Raw genomic sequence first — 20,039 nt, 5'->3', positions numbered from 1 at the left:
TACTAGGGGGCGCCGACTTACAGATCACATACGGATTGCCGAAAACCCGATAAAAATCGCGGATTTATTTAAATCGGGTGGGATATTAATTTCATTACGAAATTAATATTTCGCAATGGATATGATTTATGCGCAAAGCATTAATTGGAGGAAAAACTCACACATTCTCTCGATAACACTTTATTTATAGAAAAGCGAGCGTGATTCGATAGCGGGCCAGTCGCGGCCGCGCTCTATATATGTGTGATGGGAAATTGCCGCAGTATTATTGGGTGCGAAAACCCAGCTGGTTTGCGAGTTGTTCCGTTTCGGCCGATGGCTGGCGGCCCATGACGATCGACAGCATTTCCTTGCACTTGCGGTAGGTGCTCAGGGCCGATCCGGCATCGTTTTGCGCGATCGCGCAGCGCATCGCGCCCCGGTACAGGTTTTCGGCCAGCGGTTCGGCGTCGAGCGCGCGCTGATACAGGGCCAGCGCATGATGCCAGCGCTGGCCATGTTCGAGCAGGCGTCCCAGGGTCGTGCTTGCCGTCAGGAACCGGTTGCGCCAGCGGATCGCCGCCGCCGCCATCGCCCCACCCTCCCCGTCGTCGCAAAAGCTGCCCAGGTAAATGCCGAGCAAGGCGACGCTGGCCTGCTCGACGCAGGCCAGCGAGGTCGTTTCGCTGAAGCCGTCGACCTCGGCGCACAGGTCGGCCAGCAGCGCCACGTCGGACCACACCCTGTCGGGTGCCAATTGCACCGCGCCCGCGGTCATCAGGACCAGGTCGTCGCCCTGCAGCAGCTTGCGCAGGCGGTGCACCGTGATGTGCAGGGCGGCGCGCGGATCGTCGCCGTCGGGCCAGAGCTGGTCGCACAGCATTTTTTGAGGGCGGCTGGCGTTGCCGCCCGCGACCAGGGCCTTGAGCAGCAGCAGCGGGCGCTGTTGCGCCTTGCCGTTCGCAACGAGCGGCTGCCCGAACAGGGTCAGCTCGAATTGTCCAAGGGTGCGCACGGCGACCGGCCACGGCCAGTTCGGCGAGCGGCGCTGCGGCGCCGGCAACTGCTGGCGGATCACCAGGGCGCGCACGTGCTCGGTTTCGATGCCGTATTTCAGCGCCAGCGCCGCCAGATGGCTGGCCAGCACCGGGATCGCGGCGAACAGCCGGCTGGACTGGCGCAAGCGGTGCGCCGTCAGCACCGGCCGCAACATGCGCGCGGCCAGCGCTTCGTCGCCGCCGGCCGAGCACAGGTAGGCCAGCACGAACTGGCGCGCTTCCTCCACCAGCAGCGCATCATGTCCGTAGGCGTGCGATGCGGCCTTGCCGAACCAGGCCTGCGACTGCTCCACGTCGCCGGCCAGCGCGTACAGGGCGGCCAGCAAGGCTTCCGAGCGGGCCAGCCCGGCGCTGGCGATGCCCACCTCGGCGCTCATCCCCATCAGGGCCAGCGCCGCCTGCACGGCCGCGGGAATGTCGCCCGAGAGCGCATGCCATTGCATGTCGAGGGAATGAAACTCGATCCAGTCGGTCTTGCTGGTGGGAACCAGGGCCGGGCGCACCCGGTCCAGCAAGGCGCGCGCGGCGGGCAGGTCGCGCACGCCGAGCAGATGGTCCAGTTCGAGAAACTGGAACAGCAAGGGATTCAGGCCAAAGCTGGCGACGATGCTGCGCGCGTCGCCGGCGCTTTTTTCGGCCTCGCTGTATTTGCCGTCCTTGCTGTACCAGCGCGCCACCCGGCCGTACCACCAGACCCGGTGAAAGGCGCTCACGCCCGCATCCTCGGCGATCCGGCTCAGGTCCGCCACCAGCCACTGGGCGGCATCGCGCGCCGCGTTCCAGTCGAAGTAACGCAGCAGGATCGCGCCCGCCATGAGTTTTTCGAACGGGCTGTCGACATTCCTGAGCGCGCGCAGCGCATGCTCGGCCGCCGGGGGCAGCAAGGGCGAGTCGGGCTTGACCAGCAGCAGCGCGAGAATCAGGCGCGAGTGCGCGCGCAAGTCGAGCAGCGGGTCCATGCGCGCCAGGTCGCAGCGCGCCAGCACCTCGCCGAGCCGGTCGATCCAGGCGGGCAAGGCTTCCAGCCCGGTCCATTCATGGTCGTAGCTGTCGATGATCGCCGCCACCGTGGCCAGCAGGGCCGTATCGTTGCCGGCGTCGGCGAAACTGTGCGCGGTACGCTGCAACATGCGGCGCGCGCGCAGCGGCGCCACCTGGATCAGCGACACGCCATGCCAGTACCACAGCCACGGCGCCATGTCGGTGTGGCTGGGCGGCAATGTACTCATCCATTCGCGCCAGGTGTGGGCCCGTCCCGCCGCCAGCATCTCGGCGGCGCGGCGCAACAGGAAGCCGGCCAGTTCCTCGTGGGCTTGCGCATCCTGATACAGTTTGGCGGCCTCGTCAATCCGTCCACGCCCCTCGAACATGGCGCCGGCGCGCACCAGCAAGGCGTGGCGCTCCACGCTCGCCAGCCCCTGGCGCGCCTGCAATTGCAGAAATTCGCTGAACAAGCCGTGGAAATGGTAGGTGTACGGCTGGTCGCCGCGGCGCTCGACGAACAGGCGGTTGCGGTACAGGGTTTCGAGCAGTTGCGAAGCCGCGTCCGATCCGGTCAATTGCTCGGCGTCGGCGCAGGTCACGCCCGGCAGGCACGATAGCAACAGCAGCAGGCGCCGGGCGTCGGCCGGCATGCGGTCGAAGATTTCCCCTGCAAAATAACGAAATACCGCGTCCTTGCTGTCGAGGATGGGCGTGGCCGAGGGCTGGGCATGATGCAGGTGGTTGCGCAACATGATGATGCCCGCGGCCCAGCCGTCGAGCTGCTCGACCAGGCAATGAAATTCCTGCGCGTGCGCGGGAGTGGGCTGGGCCAGCTCGAGCGCTTCGGCGGCGGTAAAGCGCAGATCGCGCGCGCCGAGGGTGGCGATGCGGCCGTCGAGTTCCATGCGGCTCAGGCGCGGCGGCGGCGGCTCGCGGCTGAGCACGATCACATTCACATTCGCGGGAACGGCGTTGAGGGCCGTTTCGAGCAGGCCGCCGGCATTGTGCCAGTCGAACTCGTGCGCGTTATCGAGCACCAGCACGCTGCGCCTGGGCATTTTGCCGTAAAAATCCCGAAAAAATACCTGCTCGAGCGGCGTGGGCAGATGCTCGCGCAGCGCGGGTGCCGCTGCGGCCTGGGCGCACTCCATCTCGCGCACCGCTTCGCCGAGGAAGAAGAACAGGGTCGCCGGATCGGAGTCGCCTTCGTCGAGCTGGCACCAGGCTGTGGGCGGCGCGCTGTGCGCCAGGAAGGTGGCTGTCAACGTGGTCTTGCCTGCCCCCGGCGGCGCGCTGATCCAGATGATGGGGTGCGCCGCGCACAGGGCGGCAAGTTGCTCGAACAAACGCGGTCGCAGGTAGGCGTTGTGCAGTCGCGGCCGTTCTAATTTAGCGTAAGTCACTGAGCGCCATCTGCCCCGAAAAGGTTGTGATAGAAACAATAATGTAAGCATAGTGAGTTGCGTGAACTCGCGCAAGTGCCATTTCAGCCGCTCAAAAAAACGACGTAACAGATTGACGTATAAGGAAAGATGTGGGTTTCCCCAGTTCATCGCCCGCGCGCTGTTGCGGCCGCGGCGTCACCCGTGCCGCGTTGACCGCTTATATGAATTTGTGTATAAGGATCGCTACCCTGCATGCAACGCTATCGTTCATGCGGCCCCACTCTCTTCAAGCAACCTATGGCCATTTTCAAGCAGGAACGTCTTGCCAGGATCGAAAGCGACCTGGCGCAGCGCGTCTTTCGGCACACGGTGATGATCGTCGACGACAAGGATTCCAATGTCTCGGTGATGGCCGCCATCTTGCGGCCGTATTTTCACCTGATCGAAGCCAATGACGGCCAGGAAGCGCTCGCGCTGATCGACGACATGGCCGACACCGGCATGCTCGCCTGCGTGATCAGCGATCACCGCATGCCGAAGATGACCGGGGTCGACCTGTTCGAGCAGGTCCTCCCGCGCCTGCCGCAGGCACGGCGCATCCTGGTGACCGGCTACCTGGACCTGGACGCGATCGTCGACGCCATCAACAAGGGCGAGATTTATCGCTTCATCGCCAAGCCCTTCGATGCCGCCGAGTTCCTGCTGACCGTGCGCATTGCGGTGGCGTCGTTCGAGAGCCAGCGCCAGCTCGCGCAATTTCACCAGGAGCTCGAAGCGCAGTGGTCCGACCGCTCGGGCAAGGCGGCAGAATTGCTGGCGGGAGTCAGGCAAGCCAATGAAGAGATGGCGACGCTCGACGCCGAACTGCGCGCCCTGCGCGGCACGGGCCAGGACCGGCCGGGCTGAGCGTCAGGCGGCGCAGCCCTGGCCTTGCGCGATCAGCGGCAGCTGCACGGTGAAGCAGCTGCCCTCGCCTTCGCTTGAACGCACCAGGATGGCGCCGCCATGCTCCTCCACGATGCCGAAAGAGATCGACAAACCCAGCCCGGTGCCGTCCCCTACTCCCTTGGTGGTGAAAAACGGATCGAAGATGCGCCCGACCAGGTCGCTGCGGATGCCGCAGCCGTTGTCCTCGAAATCGATGCACAGCAGCTCGCGCTCGATGCGGCTGCGGATGCGCAGCACGCCCGCAACCGCGCCGGGGTGCTGGGCACGCTTGCTGCGGATGGCGTGGCAGGCATTGACGATCAGGTTCATGAACACCTGGTTGAGCCGCGCCGGCCGGCATTCGATCACCGGATCGATCTCCAGCTCGCAGCCGATATCGGTCTCGTCCGAAAAATAGGTGCGCACCAGGTTGACCGTGCATAACAGCGTCGCGCCGATGGCTACCGGAACCTTGTGGCTGTCCTGCTGGCGCGAAAACGTGCGCAGGTCGGCCACCAGCGTGCGGATGCGGGAGGTGCCGTCGACGATGGTGGCGAGCTGGCCGACCAGTTCGTCGATACGCTGGTTGAGGCTGGCCAGCACCGCCTCCCCGCTCTCCTCGCCAGCCAGCTCGAGCAGGAAGCGGCGGAACCGCTCCAGGGTCACTTCGAGCACTTGCGCGCCGGCGTGGGCGAAGTTGACGGGATTGTTGATCTCGTGCGCGATGCCGGCGGTCAGGGTGCCGATCGATGCCATCTTTTCCTGCAACACCAGCTGTTGCTGCGTGCGGGTCAGCGCGTCCAGCGCCTGCGACAGCTGCTGGTAGGCATTGGCGTTATCCATCGCCACCACCACGTGCGAGGCAAGCGCCTTGAGCAGGTTGACGTGCACGCTCTGGTAGGCGTGCTTGCTGAAACTTTGCACCGTCAGCACGCCGAACACGCGTGCGTTGATCAGCATGGGAACGAATAGGAGCGAGCGCGGCCGTTCGCCATGCGCGTGGCCCTGCCTGCACGGCGCGCCAGGCGCCAGGTAAGGGGCAAGCTCGCGGTCGATATCATTGATCACCACCTCGGTCTGGCGTTCCACGCACCATGCCGCCAGCCGGTCGGGATCGCTCATGGCGTCTTGCGGCGGCACGCGCCGCTGCCGCTCGATCCAGAATGCCAGTGCGATCGGCCCCGGCTGCGGCCGGCAAATGCCGATCCCGAAGACGCTGGCATCCATCAGCGAGCGCACCTGCTCGTAGACGGTGAGCATCACCGCTTCCGGATCGAGGGTGGCGGACAGTTGCCGCCCCACTTCGCTCAGAAACAGGATATTGCGGTGCGCCTGCTCGACCCGCGTTTTCTGGCGCTCGACTTCGGCTTTTTCGATTTCAATGATTTCCTTTTGCAGCAGCACCTCCGCCGTGCGTTCGATCACCAGCTTTTCGAGCTCGTTGCGGCGGCGCGTGAGCAAGGTCACGCGCAGGCGCAGCGCGGCCAGCAGCAGGCCGCCCAGCAGCGCCGCCGCCAGCACCCGGAACCACCAGGTTTTCCAGAATGGCGGTGCGATCGTGACCACCATGGCGGCCGCCTGGGCGCTCCAGACTCCCTGGTCGTTGGCGGCCAGCACCTCGAAGCGGTAGCGGCCCGGGTCCAGGTTGGTGTAGGTGGCGCGGCGGTGGGTGGCATCGGTGCGCACCCAGTCGCGCTCGAAGCCGGCCAGGCGGTAGGCGTAGCGATTCTTGCCGGGGTCGTTGTAATGCAATGCGGCGAACTCGACGGCAAAGCCGCGCTCGCCCGCCGCCACGTCCAGGCGCATGGGCGCGCTGCCGGCGGCGTCCAGCACCACCCCGGCATCGAACTGGCCCGGTTGCGCCGCCCCGCTCAGGACATGGATGCCGACAATGGCCACCTGGGGCGGCGTTGACGCCGCGCGCACCGCCCCGGGCCGCAGCGCGGTGATGCCCTTGGCGCCGCCGAAATACAGTTCGCCGTCGCCGCCGCGCAGCGCCACGCCGCCGCGGAAATTGCCCGTGAGGCCGTCGCCCACATGAAAATGGCTCAACGCGCCGCTGCGCGGATCGAGCACGGATAGCCCGCTTGCGGTGCTGACCCAGATGCGGCCGGCGGCGTCGTCGAGGATGGCCGCGATGGCGGGCGTCCAGCGCCCCGTCGCGCCGGTCATGGAGCGCAGGCGCGGGGTGCCGTCGGCCGCGCTCTCGACCACGTTCAGGCCGCCGGCGCTGCCGGCCAGGATGCGCCCGTCGCGGTCTTCGTACAGGGTGCGCACCCGGTCGTCGAGCAAGCTGTCGGCGCGTGCGGGATCGTGGCGGAAATGGAGGAATTTGCCGCTGCGCGGGTCGAGCATGTCGAGGCCGCCGCCATGGTATTCGGACCCGACCCAGAGGCGGCCCCGGCTGTCTTCGAGCAGGCAACTGCTGCCGTCGACCGCCCGGCTGGCCGGGTCGCCCGGGTCGTGCCGGTAAATCCGCTGCGCACCGCTGGCGCTGTCGTAGCGAATCAGGCTGTCGCCCGTGCCCAGCCACAGTACCCCGCCCCGGCCCGGCGCGATGGCATTGATGGCATTCGTGCCGGGTTGCGTGACCTGCGCGACAGGCAGCGGCGCCTTGCCCGGGTCCATGCGCCACAGGCCCGACGAGGTGCCCAGCCATAGCGGTCCGCCCGGGCTCTGGTACAGGGCATGGATGGCGCTGTCGCCCAGGGCGCCGCGCGCGATGGCGGAAACGGCGCCGCTGCCCGGGGCGAACAGCGACAAGCCCCTGCGCCCGCCCAGCCAGAGACGCCCGCCGGGCGCCTGCGCCATGCTGAGCATGGCGTTGCTGACCGGCTCGCCAGCGCCCTGCGCATCGTGCGGCAGGTAGCGCACGAAGCCTTCGCTGTTCAGATTGGCCAGACGGATGCCGTCCGTCTGCACCGCCACCCACAGCATGCCGCCGCGGTCGCGCATCACCGTCCGGATATGGTCGCTCGGCAGGCTGTGCGCGTCGGCGGCGCGGTGGGTGAAGATCGTCATGCCGGCGTCGCTGCCCTTCCAGCGCACCAGGCCGGTCAGGGTCGCGATCCACATCACGCCGCCCTTATCGGGGTAGAACGCGTTGACCCGGGTCGGTGCCAGAGCGAGCGGCCGGCGTGACTGCCACGCGCGTGCCGGATCCCAGGTGACGACGCCGCGGTCGGTGCCGATCCACAGCGTACCGGCGGGGCCGGTGCGCAGGGCGCGCACCCGGTTCATGCCGGGGTCGGGCGCGCGCGGCGCGTCGAGCCGGTGATGGACGAACGCGGACGCGCCCGGCGCCAGGTAGTCGAGCCCGCCCGCCCAGGTGGCGGCCCACACGCCGCCGTGGGCGTCGAGCGTGATCGCGTTCACATCATTGCTCGACAGGCTGGCCGGATTGGCGGGGTCGTGCACCAACTGGCGGAAGCGGCCGCGCACCGGATCGACGTGCTGCAAGCCGCCCCAGGTGGCCAGCCACATGCCGTCGGCGCCGTCCGGCACGATGGCCTTGACCACCCGATGGTTGTTGGGACCGGCAGGCGGCGCGAACAGGGTGAAGTCGTCCGAGCGCGGCTCGAAGCGCGCCAGTCCGCCATCGGTACCGGCCCAGATGCGGCCGGCCCGATCCTCATGCAAAGCCAGGACGGCGTCGCCGGGCAGGCTGCGGCGTTTGTCGGGGGCATTGACGTAATGGACCATGCGGTAGCCGTCGAAGCGGTACAGGCCGGCGTTGGCGGTACCGATCCAGACAAAGCCCTGGCGATCCTGGAGCATGGCGACGACAGTCTGTTCGTCCAGCCCGAGCGCCTCGAGCCGGTTGAAGCGCAGCGGCGAGGTCGTGGCGCCGGTGGCTGCCGCGCTGGCGATCAGGAGCATGCAGCCAAGGACGACGGCGCGCAGCCAGCGCACCACGCTTGCCGGGCCTGACAGCGCGGCCACTACCCTTCTTGCATTGACGTTCGGTACGACAAGTTGCCTGCTGAAAGAGCCGAAGGTTGTCCTGGCGCCCACCGGGGCGCGCAGCAAGGCAGGCGAGCGCCGCGGTGGCGTCGCCCGGACCCGGGAGAAGGATGCAACTTGCATGCGGGAAGCTGAGTTGGTTCTGATTCGAGGCGATACCCCATAGTGTGCCCGAAAAATCGCGTGCTCAGGTGAAAGATGGAGGGTTGGACATCGCCAGGCCGGGAGCGGATCGGCGCGAGGCCATGTCGATATTCTTTACAGGAAGCTCGGGAAATAGCCCCATGGAGGATGCTAACTCCTTGAATTTACGCCGAATAAAATTTATGGCACGAAATATGCGGAGACCGGCGTGCGTGTATTGACAACGACAACGGGAGACGTTCATGAATCGTTTCGCTACAGAATTTCGCGCAATGCCGGTCTGTTCGGGTCCATTCCCGGCCAGCGCGCACGGCCTGCGGGCCGCGCTCGCCAAAACGCTGGTGCTGTGTGTGCTGGCACTGCTGCCGAGCTTGACATCGGCCTTCGGACTCAAGACGCATATCTGGATCGGCCAGCAACTGCTGGAGAATATCCAGGCGTCCTGCCGCGCCACGATCAAAGGCGTATCGGTGTCTGTCAACGCCGACGTGTGCGCCAGCGTACGCGCCCATCCGAATGCCTTCCTCAGCGGCGTGCTGGGGCCGGATGCATTCCCGGACGTGATCACCGGCCAGGTAACCACCCATCCGGGCATCGAGCAGGACTGGCAGACCAACGATTGGCTTATCCACATGTACGCCAAGTCGCCACGGGGGCCGGAACTGGCGTTCGCGGCCGGCTACGTCGTGCACGCCGCATCGGATGTGTTCGCCCATTCGTATGTCAACGCCTATTCGGGCGATATCTTCGACCTGGGCGATGAACGCGCGGTCGAACGCCGCCATTTCCTGCTTGAAAAATATATCGATTCCAGGCTCCCTGGCTTTCAGTTCAACGCCAATCTGCCGCCGCCGCCGGCGGAGTTTTTGCGCGACAAGCTGCTGCATCATGCCGATGCCGCACGCCAGGCCCGCAAGTCGGGCGTGGCGTTGCACGTGCCCGCGATGTACACGCTGCACCATAGCGTGGGCGACCTTGCGAACAATCTCGACCGCCTCGAACGCGATGCGGCCCGCCTGCTTGCCGAGCTGCTCGTGACCATCACTGAAGTCAACCTCAAGCTGGCCACCGGCGAGGTCCAGCTGAAGGTGGCACGCGAGGCGCTGGGCGTCAATGAAGCCCGGCTCAACGTTCAGCAGGCTGTGGCGGACAAGGCCAACGCGGCGTTCCAGAAAGCGGTGAACGACTTGCAGGCCAATAAGGAGCTGATTAACCTGACGGGCCTCGATGCCCTGGCGGCGCGGGAAGCAGCCAAAGCGGCGCGCCAGGTCGGGACCGATGCGATCGGCGCGGCGGCGTCGCTCCAGAACAGCATCACCAACTTGCAGACCCAGGTGCTCAATACCCCCGCCACGATCGCCAGGCAAGCCTGCCGCACCGTGGCCGGGGCGGTGATCTGCTCATTGATCTGTCCAGGCGGCAGGTGGAACCCGCTATGCCGCGATGTTTGCAGACCAACAGAGAGGACGGTGTGCGAGGCGGTCGACGCCGTCAACGATGCCTATACCCATGTGACAGGACAACTGAACAAAGCGCAGAACGACCTGACCAATGCGCAAGCCCGCGTTGCGCAGGCAGGCCTGGACGCGGCGGCGCACGCGGCGACCGAGGCCAGCAAGCTCAAGGAGCAGGCGACGGCGGCGGCCCAGACCGCCGCGCTGGACGCGGCCAGGCTGGCGGCGCAAACCATCCACGATGTGGAAACCGCGCGCCTCAAGCTCGAACTTGCGGCAACGCGGGAATCGCGCGACAAGGCCGATGCGCTGGCCGCCGAGATCGCCAAACTGCGCGAGTCGGTCGTCAACGCGCAAGCCATCAAGCAAAGCCTGGCCGACCTGATCGACCGTTCCGACATCCTGTCTTTTTATGCAAAGAACTGGGTCAAGGGGATGGACATCGCAGGCAAGGAATATATTCTCGCGTCGCACCGCATCAGCATGGGTATGCTCGACGGAAAATCCCATTTCGTGTCCAGTTACCTTGAGTGGTGGAAGTGCTACGGCACTGCCTACACCTCGGTTCCGGTTCAGCTTGGGCAGGCCACATGCGCCACGGAAGCCTTCCTGACAAAAATCGAGAGCGAAGCCAACAAGCTGGTCGTCAAGATCCTGCCGCCGCCCTTCAATGAGCTCTTCACCCGCTACCTCAAGCTGAAATCGGACATCAGCGAGCGCATCAGGCAGGAAGCCTCCAATGCAACCGTTCAGTTCGCGAAACTGGTCGCGCCCGATGCGACGTCCGGCGAATTCATCGAACTGCTGGCCACGCCCGCCCTGGCCAGCAAGGACAAGATGAACGCCGCATTTGCCAGTACCAGCGACGCCGCCGGAAAACAGCTGCTGGTCTTTACCAAGCTGTCCGACAATATCGACATCGACATGCACTTGCGCGATAACCGGCTCGATCCCGACCAGTTCAATGCGCTGGGCAACGCGCTCACCTTGTCGAAACTGGCCTTGCTCGACACGCGCGCGGTCAAGGGACTGGTGTGGGTGCTGGGAGGCGACCCTGACCGGGTGCTGACGCCGGTCTCGCCAGGGCGCGACTCGGTCCTGTTCGACATGGTTCGCTCGATCGACGGCAACCAGCAATGGCAACCGTTCGGCCTGCCGTACGCGCGCGCCGACGGCAAGGCGCAACCGGCCGACGGCAAGCGCCGGTTCGGCTACGGGCCCGCCCAGGCGCGTCCCGGGTTCGGCCTGTTTGTCGATCCGGAACTGCGCAAGTCGGTCTTTTTACGGCTGTTCGACGGACCGATGAATGGCGAGCTGGCCCGTCACCCGCTCGTTGCAGGCAAGTATCCTTTTGCCGAATGCAAAAACAATCCCTTCCCGGTCGCCTTCAGGCAGGACGGGACGGCCGCGCCTGATGACAATCGCTGCGCGACAACAGCGTCGGCGAATCCGGACAGTTCGTCGCTGTTCTCCTGGCGCAGTATCATCAACCGGGTCCGATTGAATCCCTACGATCCGTTCTGACACATCCGGTCCAGAATCCGGGCGTCGAACCTGCGGCGGTACCGTCCCTTGGCAGACAAGGCGCGGCGCCGCCGCAAGGGACGACATTGGAGAATTCGTGAACCTTTCGATATCTTCAAGAGTATCTTGAGAAGGAGAGACTTCCATGTCTACACGTGCCATTTCCAATCAGATATCGTTTCGCTACCGCACTACCGACAGCGCGACAGGTATAACGCGCGAAACAGCCCGGCGGATTGCCGAACAGCTGGGCGTCGCTGAGACTCAGGCGATCCACATAGCGCTGCATGAGCTCGCAGTCAAATTACTCCCTCAGTACGAAGCCGATGGTGGGCCGGGCCCACCGCCGGAGAGATTGTCTGGTGTCATTTTCCGGACAACATCAACCCACGACCCAAGCCACGACCAGCACTCATTCTCGCCGTGTTCGACGATGACGCGCCGCAACTCCACGTGAAGGTCGCTTATGGCACGAACAAGCGCAGCACGCCCCTCCACCGTGGCGAATTTTCAATCCTGCAGGCACGCAATCCAGCCGCCTATCAAGCAGCCGGCCTGAGCTATGACACCAAGTTCGGCCTCAAGCAAGCGATCGATTTGCCCTACACCACCGAGTGGTTCTCTGTACCACCCGCCGCGCCACATGGACAGGCACCCAGGCTCGGTACTCTGCATCCCTCCCTCGTACCGGCTGTTCAAGCCGCTTACCGCGCGACGACTGCATACGCCTCAAGAAACTCGGACGGCATGCGCCGCACCCGGCCGCTGCTTATTTCAATGCACACCAGATCCCATCGCCCACGCAGGACAGTCACACCATCGCTGTCCCTGATCAGTTGAAAACGGCGCTCCATCGCGATCTTGCCATCGCCACCGGTCAGCCAGGTGGCCAGCGTCAGGGGCTCACCGAGAACGGTGGGAAGCAGGTAGTCATACTCGCCGCGCCGGATCGCCATCGCCCGGTCCAGGCGGCGGTAATCGTCCAGGGTCAAACCAAGCTTGTGCGAATGCGCCCAGCCGACCTGTTCGCACCATTGAACATACACGGCATTGTTGGTGTGATTGAGCCCGTCGATATCCCCTGGCTGGGGCGTGATCGTCTGCACAAACGGATTTACATGGTCCCAGTCCAAAACAGTCCCTTTTCACTAGATTTGTGCGATTGCAGGTGTCATCCGGCAGCATTTTGTTTACCAGGCGCCTGTTAGTCGCTCGGCACCACGCCCAGTTGCGCGGCACAGGCGCGGCGCAGATTGTACTCCTTGCCGAAGCCGCTCTGGCTGGCGGCGCGCTTGACTGGCATGCCTGGGCGTGCGAGCAAGCCGCGCGCGGCCTCCATGCGCAGCAACAGCTGCGCCGGCGCTCCAGGCTTTTCCAGCAGGTGAATTCCTGCTTACCCTCGTCGGGTTTCGACGGCGCTGTGCCGGTATCCAGTCGCCACCGCTCCAAATCGGCACAGCGCTTGTCGGTCCACGTAGTACCAGCGAACGACTGGCGCCGCCTACCTATACAACTTGATAGCTACATCCACAAAGAGGTATATGTAAAGTCGAGCTGCCTTTGCAAATAGGCAAGAATTCCGGATGGGCAACAGCATGTTGTCGTGTGGATCCGGCATGACGGCAATGAGAAACACGCAGGTGAATTCGCAATCGAAACTCGTTCTTCAGCATCACCCGCTTGCCATAGAAGCGGCGGGCCGTTGGCCCGGCAACAGAAAACACGCTAAGCAAAATCGACCATTCGTCAACCACGCCGGTTGTCGACGGACGCACTTCATCCCACAGCCGGTCACGCTCGGCATGCGGGTTGCACGCTGCGCCTCTCGACATGCCGCAACACGGCGGACGCACCTTGGTTACCGGTTCTTGATTAACTAAAAGGATTCTGGATGACAAATTATTCTGACATTTGCATAGTTGGCGCCGGCATAGGGGGCCTCAGTTGTGCGACCCAATTGATCCACGCCGCCGCCGGCAAGAATTTACGGATCAGGGTGTTCGACATGGATACGATGGTGGGCGGGCGCATCCAGTCGCGCAAGATAGACGAGGAGGAAATCGCCGAACTCGGCGCCGCCCGCTACTCGCCGCAGCTCCATCCGCATTTCGAGCAACTCATGCGGGAATGCGGACTGGCCCATGCGACCTACCCGTTCACCCAGGTGGTGTCGCTCGATCAGGCGCAGGAGAAACTGAAGGCAACCCTGCTGAGCCTGAGTGCGATGCTGAAAGAACATCCGAATGATTCCTTCCTTGAATTCGTCAGCCAATACCTGGGGGCCGCCGAAGCGACCCGCATGATCAAGGCGACCGGCTATGACGCCTTGCTGTTGCCGGTCGTCTCGGCAGCCATGGCCTACGACATCATCAAAAAGCACCCGGAAACGCAAAGCTTTACCGAAAACGCCGCCAACGAGTGGCGCTATGCCACCGACGGCTACAGCGAGCTGCTGAGCCAGTTGCAGCGCCAGGCACAGGACGCCGGCGTGGAATTCCGGCTGGGACATCGCTTGCTGTCGGTTGAAAAGAGCGGCGCCGACCATGTCCTCGCCTTCCGTCATATGGGCGATACCCAGCTGCACCGGGCGCGCCATGTGATCACGACCCTCCCGCCGACCGCCATGAAGCGCCTGAACGTGGATTTTCCGGCCGCCTTCAGTCCCTTCCAGTACGATTCCCTGCCTTTGTTCAAGGGCTTCCTGACCTTCGAAACGGCCTGGTGGGACGCGCTCGGGCTGACCGACAAAGTGCTGATGGCCGATAATCCTCTTCGGAAAATCTACTTCAAGGGCGACAAATATCTGGTGTTCTACACCGACAGCGCCAGTGCCACCTATTGGCGGGAGTACCTGGAGCAAGGGGAAGACGTTTACCTGGACCGCGTCCGCCACCATCTGAAAGAAGTACTGCCGCTGAACGGCCAGCCGCTGCCGCAGATCAAGGCGCATTTTTACAAGCACTGGCCGCATGGCGTCGAGTTCAGCCTGGAGCCGGAAGCCGAGCATCCGGCCACCCTGCTCCACCGGAACGGCATCATTTCCTGTTCGGACGCCTACACCGCGCATTGCGGCTGGATGGAAGGAAGCCTGATCAGCGCCGGGCACGCCACCCGCCTGTTGCTGGAACGGCTCAGCCATCCGGCGGAACAATCCGCGGACGACTTTACCCTCTCCACCTCCCTGACTGAGCGCGCATGAGCATTCTTGACTTTCCCCGCTTTCATTTTCGGGGATTTGCCCGCGCCAATGTGCCGACTGCCAACCGCAATACGCACGGTCACATCGATATCGCCACGAATGCGGTATCGATCGCGGGTGAACCATTCGATCTGCGCCGCCCGCCGTCCGAATTCCATGAGCACCTGAAACAGCTTGCCCCCAGGTTCAATGCGGCGGGCAAGCCGGATCCGGAGGGCATCTTCAGCGAGGCGGCCGGCTACAATTTTTGCGGCAACAATCACTTTTCGTGGGAAAACGCCAGGATCACCGGCGTCCAGCTGCGCGATGGCGAGGTCGATACCGAGGATGCGCTGGTGGGTGCCAAGCTGGCCCTGTGGGGACATTACAACGACTATCTGCGCACCACGGTCAACCGCGCCAGATGGGTCGACAACAACCCCGCCGAGCCGGACACCACCCTCATTTACGCGGGCCAGTTCACGCTGAGCGGCAAGCAAGCCACGCCCAACACACCGAGCCTGTTCAGTGCCGACATCGGGCAGGCGCACTCGGTACGCTGGGTCGGCAATGGCCATATCAGCGAGCGCCACGGGCATTTTCTCGACGATGATGTCGGCCGCTCCAGGCTGTTCCAGTTTTCCGTGGCGAAGCAGGATCCGCATTTCCTCTTCAATCCGGACATACCGCTGCCGGCCAGCATGCGCGCCTTGCAAGAGGCACTGGCCGACGAGGATGTGCTGGGGCTGACGGTCCAGTATGCATTATTCAATATGTCGACGCCGCATAAACCCGACTCGCCGGTGTTCTACGACCTCGCCGGCAGCATCGGCCTGTGGCGCCGCGACGAGCTGGCCACCTATCCAGCCGGCCGTTTGCTGCTGCCGCGCCAGGGCAGCCTGGGGCCGGTACTGGTGAAGGTGCATGCTGACCGGGTCTCGGTGAATATGCCCACGGCCGTCCCGTTCACCACGCGCGAGGCCGGCGCCGTGTCCGAACAGCACCCTACGCATGCCCTGGGCGGCAAGCGGGCGCTGGGCGACCTGCTGCTGCACGGTGCCACCGGCAAGCTGATCGCCCGCATCCCGGAACAGCTGTACCTCGATTACTGGCGCCATCATGGGGTCTTCGATGTGCCGCTGCTGCACCCGGCCACGGCCTCCGGCTCGCTCAGCCTGGCCAGCGCGCAGGCGCAGTGGGACGAAGCCGACTGGGTGCTGCAGTCCGACAGCAACCACCTGTATCTTGAAGCGCCCAACCGCCAGCGGCAGCAGGACTTTCCGCAGACGATCACGGTACAAAGCCGCTTGCGCGGCGAACTGGCGGCGCATCCGGCGCTGACGGCGCAGGCGCAGGATGGCGAGATCGTCGGCGTGCGCGTGGCGCCATCGCCGCTGGGGGTTGGCTACGCGGACCTGACCCTCACGGGCCGCCGTTCGGGCGCGACCCGCATCATGCTGGGCGAGGCCAAGGGGCAGCAGTTCATCGGCGCCCGGGTGCTGCCCGACGACTGGCACCTGGACGACATACCGGCCGAACAGGTCGATTACGCCTTCCTCTACCAGCACGTGATGAGCTACTACGAGCTGGTCTATCCCTTCATGTCGGACAAGGTGTTCAGCCTGGCGGACCACTGCAAGTGTGAAACCTATTCGCGCCTGATGTGGCAGATGTGCGATCCGCAGAACCGCGACAAAAGCTATTACATGCCGAGCACGCGCGAACTGTCGCTGCCGAAATCGCGCCTGTTCCTGAAATACCTGACCCAGGTCGAAGCGGCCGCCAGGTCCACGCTTCCCCAAGCGGTCGCAGCGCACGTCATCGGCTGCAAGGACGAATTGATCGCCGAGCTGAAAAAGGCGATCGACCTGGAACTGTCGCTCATGCTGCAGTACCTGTACGCCGCGTATGCCATTCCCAACTATGCACAGGGAGCCAAACTGGTCGAAGCCGGCCTCTGGGTGCCGGACGAGCTGGAACTGGCCTGCGGCACCGAAGACCGGCGCCGCAACAGCGGAGCGCGTGGCGCCCTGCTCGAGATCGCCCACGAAGAAATGATTCACTACCTGATGGTCAACAATGTGCTGATGGCGCTGGGCGAGCCGTTTTACGCCGGCGCCCCGGCGCTCGGAGAGCAGGCGCGCCAGCGCTTCGGCCTGGACACGGAATTTGCATTCGACCCTTTTTCCGAGCATGTGCTGGCCAGGTTCGTGCGTTTCGAGTGGCCCGACTATCTTCCCACGCCCGGGAAATCGATCGCCACCTTCTATGCGGCGATCCGCCAGGCCGTGGCCGATCTGCCCGATCTGTTCGGCGCCGACGGCGGCAAACGCGGCGGCGAACACCACCTGTTCCTCAAAGAGCTCACCAACCGCGCCTATCCCGCTTATCAGCTGGAAGTTGGCGACCGCGACAGCGCGCTGTTCGCGATCGACTTCGTCACTGAACAGGGCGAAGGGGTGGCGGTCGAATCGCCCCATTTCGCCGTGTCGCATTTCCAGCGGCTGCGCGCCCTGGCCGGGCGCTTTTCGGCACGCGAAAAACCGTTCGAGCCGGCCGTGCCGGCGCTGAAAAACCCGGTACTCGAAGCACGCGCCGACTGCACCGTGGTGACCGATCCCAAGGCCCGTTCGCTGATGCAGCTCTACCAGGGCTGCTATGAACTGACCTTCGCGCTGATGGCGCACCACTTCACGCAAAAGCCGCTCGGCAGCCTGCGCCGTTCGCGCCTGATGAATGCGTCCATCGACATCATGACCGGTTTGCTGCGGCCCTTGTCGGCCGCGCTGATGAACATGCCGTCCGGTGTGCCCGGCCGCAACGCCGGACCGCCCGTACCCGGGCCGGTCGACACCGCCATCAGCAGCGACTACAGCCTGGGATGCGGGTTGCTGGCGCAGAAATGCCTGGCGCTGGAGCAGTACGCGCGCAGCCTGGAGGCCGGGGTGGTCGGCACGGCGCAGATAGACATGTTGGAGTTCTTTAATCAGCAACTGACCGATTTATCTCGGGGAAAGATGTCAAGAGAGGCCTGAATGCACAAAATCATCATCGTGGGCGGCGGCCTGGCGGGCAGCCTGACCGCCACTTATCTGGCACAACGCGGACACGAGGTCCACGTTATCGACAAGCGCGGCGATCCGCTGCGGGCCGAGTCAGCCAACGCCGATCCGGTCAACTCGCGCGCCATTGGCGTGAGCATGACCGTGCGCGGCATCAAGGCAGTGCTGGCGGCCGGCATCAGCAAGGAGGAGCTCGATCAGTGCGGCGAACCGGTCGTCGGCATGGCGTTTTCGGTCGGCGGCAGCCACAAGGTGCGCGAACTGACCCCGCTCGAAGGCTTGTTTCCATTGTCGCTGGACCGCACGGCGTTTCAGCGCCTGCTGAATAAATACGCCGTCATGCACAAAGTGAACTATTACTTCGAGCATAAATGCCTGGATCTGGACCTGGAAAAGAAAACCGTGCTGATCCAGGGCCCGGACGGCGCCCTGCAGCATCTGCAAGGCGACCTGATCATCGGCGCCGACGGCGCCCACTCCGCCGTGCGGCGCGCCATGCAAGCGGGCATGCGGCGCTTCCAGTTCGAGCAATCCTTCTTCCGCCACGGCTACAAGACCCTGGTACTGCCGAACGCCGCGGAGCTGGGCTTCCGCAAGGATCTGCTGTATTTCTTCGGCATGGATTCCAAGGGCCAGTTTGCCGGCCGCGCAGCCACCATTCCGGACGGCAGCATCAGCTTCGCCCTCTGCCTGCCCTACACCGGCACGCCCAGCCTGGCCACGCGCGACCGCGCCGTCATGGGGGAATTCTTCAGCCGCTACTTCGGCATCCTGCCGCCGGCCAGCCGCGAAGAGCTGGTGAATCAGTTCATCGCCCTGCCCAGCAACGACCTCATCAATGTCCGCTCCAGCACCTTTCATTACAAGGGCAATGTCTTGCTGATCGGCGATGCGGCGCATGCGACCGCCCCTTTCCTCGGGCAGGGCATGAACATGGCGCTCGAAGACGTCTACGTCTTCGTCACCTTGCTGGAAAAGCATGGCGATGACCTGGGCCAGGTCTTGTCCGAATTTACGCGGCAGCGCAAGGTGCAGGCCGACGCCATGCAGGATATGGCGATCGCCAACTACGAAATCCTGAGCAACCCAAATTTTATTTTTTTCCTGCAAACCCGCTACACCCGCTACATGCACAAGAAATTCCCCCGTGTCTATCCACCCGACATGGCGGAGAAACTGTACTTCACATCGGTTCCCTACGATGTGCTGCAACAAATCCAGAAGAAGCAAAACGTTTGGTACAAACTTGGAAGGGTAAATTAATGAACATTCTCGTTATCGGCGCCGGCCCAGCTGGACTGATCTTTGCAAGTCAAATGAAGCAAGCCCAACCTGGTTGGGATATCAGCGTTGTGGAAAAAAATACCCAGGAAGAGGTGCTGGGCTGGGGTGTGGTGCTTCCAGGGCGTCCGCCGCGCCATCCCGCCAATCCGCTGTCCTACCTGGAGCAGCCGGAACTGCTCAATCCGCAATTCCTGGAAGAATTCAAACTGGTGCATCACGACCAGCCGAACCTGATGAGCACCGGCGTCACGCTGTGCGGCGTCGGACGGCAAGTGCTGGTGCAGGCGCTGCGCGCCAAATGCGTGGCGGCCGGCATCCCGGTCAGTTACGAGACGCCGCTGGCGAGCGTGGCGCAACTGGAAGCCGAATACGACCTGGTGGTGGTGTCGAATGGCATCAATCACAAATCGCTGGAATTGCCGCCCGCACTGGCGGCGCGGGTCGAATTCGGCAAGAACAAATACATCTGGTACGGCACCACCCAGCTGTTCAACCAGATGAACCTGGTGTTCCGCGAAAACAGCAACGGCGTGTTCGCCGGCCATGCCTACAAATACTCGGACACGATGAGCACCTTCATCGTCGAGTGCAGCGAAGAGACGTATGCCAAAGCCGAGCTGGAATTCCGTTCCGAGCGCGACGCCGCCGCCTATATCGCCAAGACGTTCGCGCCGGAACTGGGCGAACACGGCCTGGTCAGCCAGCCGGGCCAGGGCTGGCGCAACTTCATGACCCTCAGCCGCGAGGTGGCCAGCGACGGCAAGTTCGTGCTGATCGGCGATGCGCTGCAATCGGGCCACTTCTCGATCGGCCATGGCACCACCATGGCGGTGGTGGTGGCCCAGCTGCTGGTGAAAACGCTCAGCGCGGAAGCCGGCACGGCCGCGGCCCTGGCCAGTTTCAACGCCCGCGCGCTGCCACTGGTGCAACTGTTCAAGGAGCATGCCGACGCCAGCCGCCTGTGGTTCGAAACCGTGGGCGAGCGTGTCGGGCTGAGCAACGCGGAGCTGACCGCCAGCTTCGATGCCCGCCGCAACCACTTGCCGCCGCTGCAGGATGCGCTGATGGCCAGCCTCGGCTACGCCCTCGGCCGCTAA

Annotated in this window: 10 protein-coding genes and 1 pseudogene; 7 read left to right on the top strand and 4 right to left on the bottom strand. The window is 64.1% G+C overall.

The annotated features are described in order from the left end of the window. Positions 1-265 precede the first annotated feature (265 nt). Positions 266-3,367, bottom strand: a complete 3,102-nt coding sequence (locus RBA41_RS03830) for an AfsR/SARP family transcriptional regulator (RefSeq protein ID WP_306621202.1) — start codon at positions 3,365-3,367, stop codon at positions 266-268. A 336-nt stretch (positions 3,368-3,703) separates the two neighbouring features. Here RBA41_RS03830 and RBA41_RS03825 point away from each other — a divergent pair, with 336 nt between their 5' ends. Continuing rightward, the gene (locus RBA41_RS03825) at positions 3,704-4,312 is read left to right on the top strand and encodes a response regulator (RefSeq protein WP_306621200.1); all 609 of its coding nucleotides are present in this window, start codon (positions 3,704-3,706) and stop codon (positions 4,310-4,312) included. Between the two features lie 3 nt (positions 4,313-4,315). On the opposite strand, the gene RBA41_RS03820 is transcribed toward RBA41_RS03825, so the two are convergent. Further along, the gene (locus RBA41_RS03820) at positions 4,316-8,275 is read right to left on the bottom strand and encodes a two-component regulator propeller domain-containing protein (RefSeq protein ID WP_306621198.1); all 3,960 of its coding nucleotides are present in this window, start codon (positions 8,273-8,275) and stop codon (positions 4,316-4,318) included. 407 nt (positions 8,276-8,682) lie between these two features. Here RBA41_RS03820 and RBA41_RS33400 point away from each other — a divergent pair. Then, positions 8,683-9,171, top strand: a pseudogene (locus RBA41_RS33400) (zinc dependent phospholipase C family protein); the annotation flags it as partial. A 2,392-nt stretch (positions 9,172-11,563) separates the two neighbouring features. Continuing rightward, positions 11,564-11,875 carry a hypothetical protein gene (locus RBA41_RS03810; RefSeq protein ID WP_306621193.1) on the top strand — a complete coding sequence of 104 codons (312 nt, stop codon included), beginning with the start codon at positions 11,564-11,566 and terminating at the stop codon, positions 11,873-11,875. 247 nt (positions 11,876-12,122) lie between these two features. On the opposite strand, the gene RBA41_RS03805 is transcribed toward RBA41_RS03810, so the two are convergent. Together RBA41_RS03805 and RBA41_RS03800 are read right to left on the bottom strand one after the other, a co-directional pair. Further along, on the bottom strand, positions 12,123-12,551 hold the full coding sequence (locus RBA41_RS03805) for an acyl-CoA thioesterase (protein ID WP_306621191.1): 429 nt from the start codon (positions 12,549-12,551) through the stop codon (positions 12,123-12,125). A gap of 71 nt (positions 12,552-12,622) precedes the next feature. Then, positions 12,623-12,766: a helix-turn-helix domain-containing protein gene (locus RBA41_RS03800; RefSeq protein WP_306621189.1), complete on the bottom strand. Its 144-nt coding sequence runs from the start codon at positions 12,764-12,766 to the stop codon at positions 12,623-12,625. Positions 12,767-13,309: 543 nt separating this feature from the next. Between RBA41_RS03800 and vioA the strand changes: the two genes are divergently transcribed. The 4 genes from vioA to vioD are packed head-to-tail and all read left to right on the top strand — an operon-like array spanning position 13,310 to position 20,039. After that, the gene (gene vioA / locus RBA41_RS03795) at positions 13,310-14,617 is read left to right on the top strand and encodes a flavin-dependent violacein biosynthesis tryptophan-2 monooxygenase VioA (RefSeq protein WP_306621187.1); all 1,308 of its coding nucleotides are present in this window, start codon (positions 13,310-13,312) and stop codon (positions 14,615-14,617) included. Then, positions 14,614-17,631 carry an iminophenyl-pyruvate dimer synthase VioB gene (vioB, locus tag RBA41_RS03790; RefSeq protein ID WP_306621184.1) on the top strand — a complete coding sequence of 1,006 codons (3,018 nt, stop codon included), beginning with the start codon at positions 14,614-14,616 and terminating at the stop codon, positions 17,629-17,631. Before vioA ends, vioB begins: the two co-directional genes overlap by 4 nt. Continuing rightward, entirely contained in the window at positions 17,632-18,921 is a 1,290-nt protein-coding gene (gene vioC, locus RBA41_RS03785) for an NADP-dependent violacein biosynthesis oxygenase VioC (RefSeq protein ID WP_306621182.1), read from the top strand. Next, positions 18,921-20,039, top strand: a complete 1,119-nt coding sequence (gene vioD / locus RBA41_RS03780; protein WP_510184548.1) for a flavin-dependent violacein biosynthesis monooxygenase VioD — start codon at positions 18,921-18,923, stop codon at positions 20,037-20,039. The genes vioC and vioD overlap by 1 nt, the downstream gene beginning before the upstream one ends.

It is taken from the genome of Massilia scottii, assembly GCF_030846495.1.
GTDB classification, from domain to species: domain Bacteria; phylum Pseudomonadota; class Gammaproteobacteria; order Burkholderiales; family Burkholderiaceae_D; genus Telluria_A; species Telluria_A violaceinigra.
Note: the sequence above shows the minus strand (reverse complement) of the source record. Positions and strands in the feature narration are given on the sequence as shown.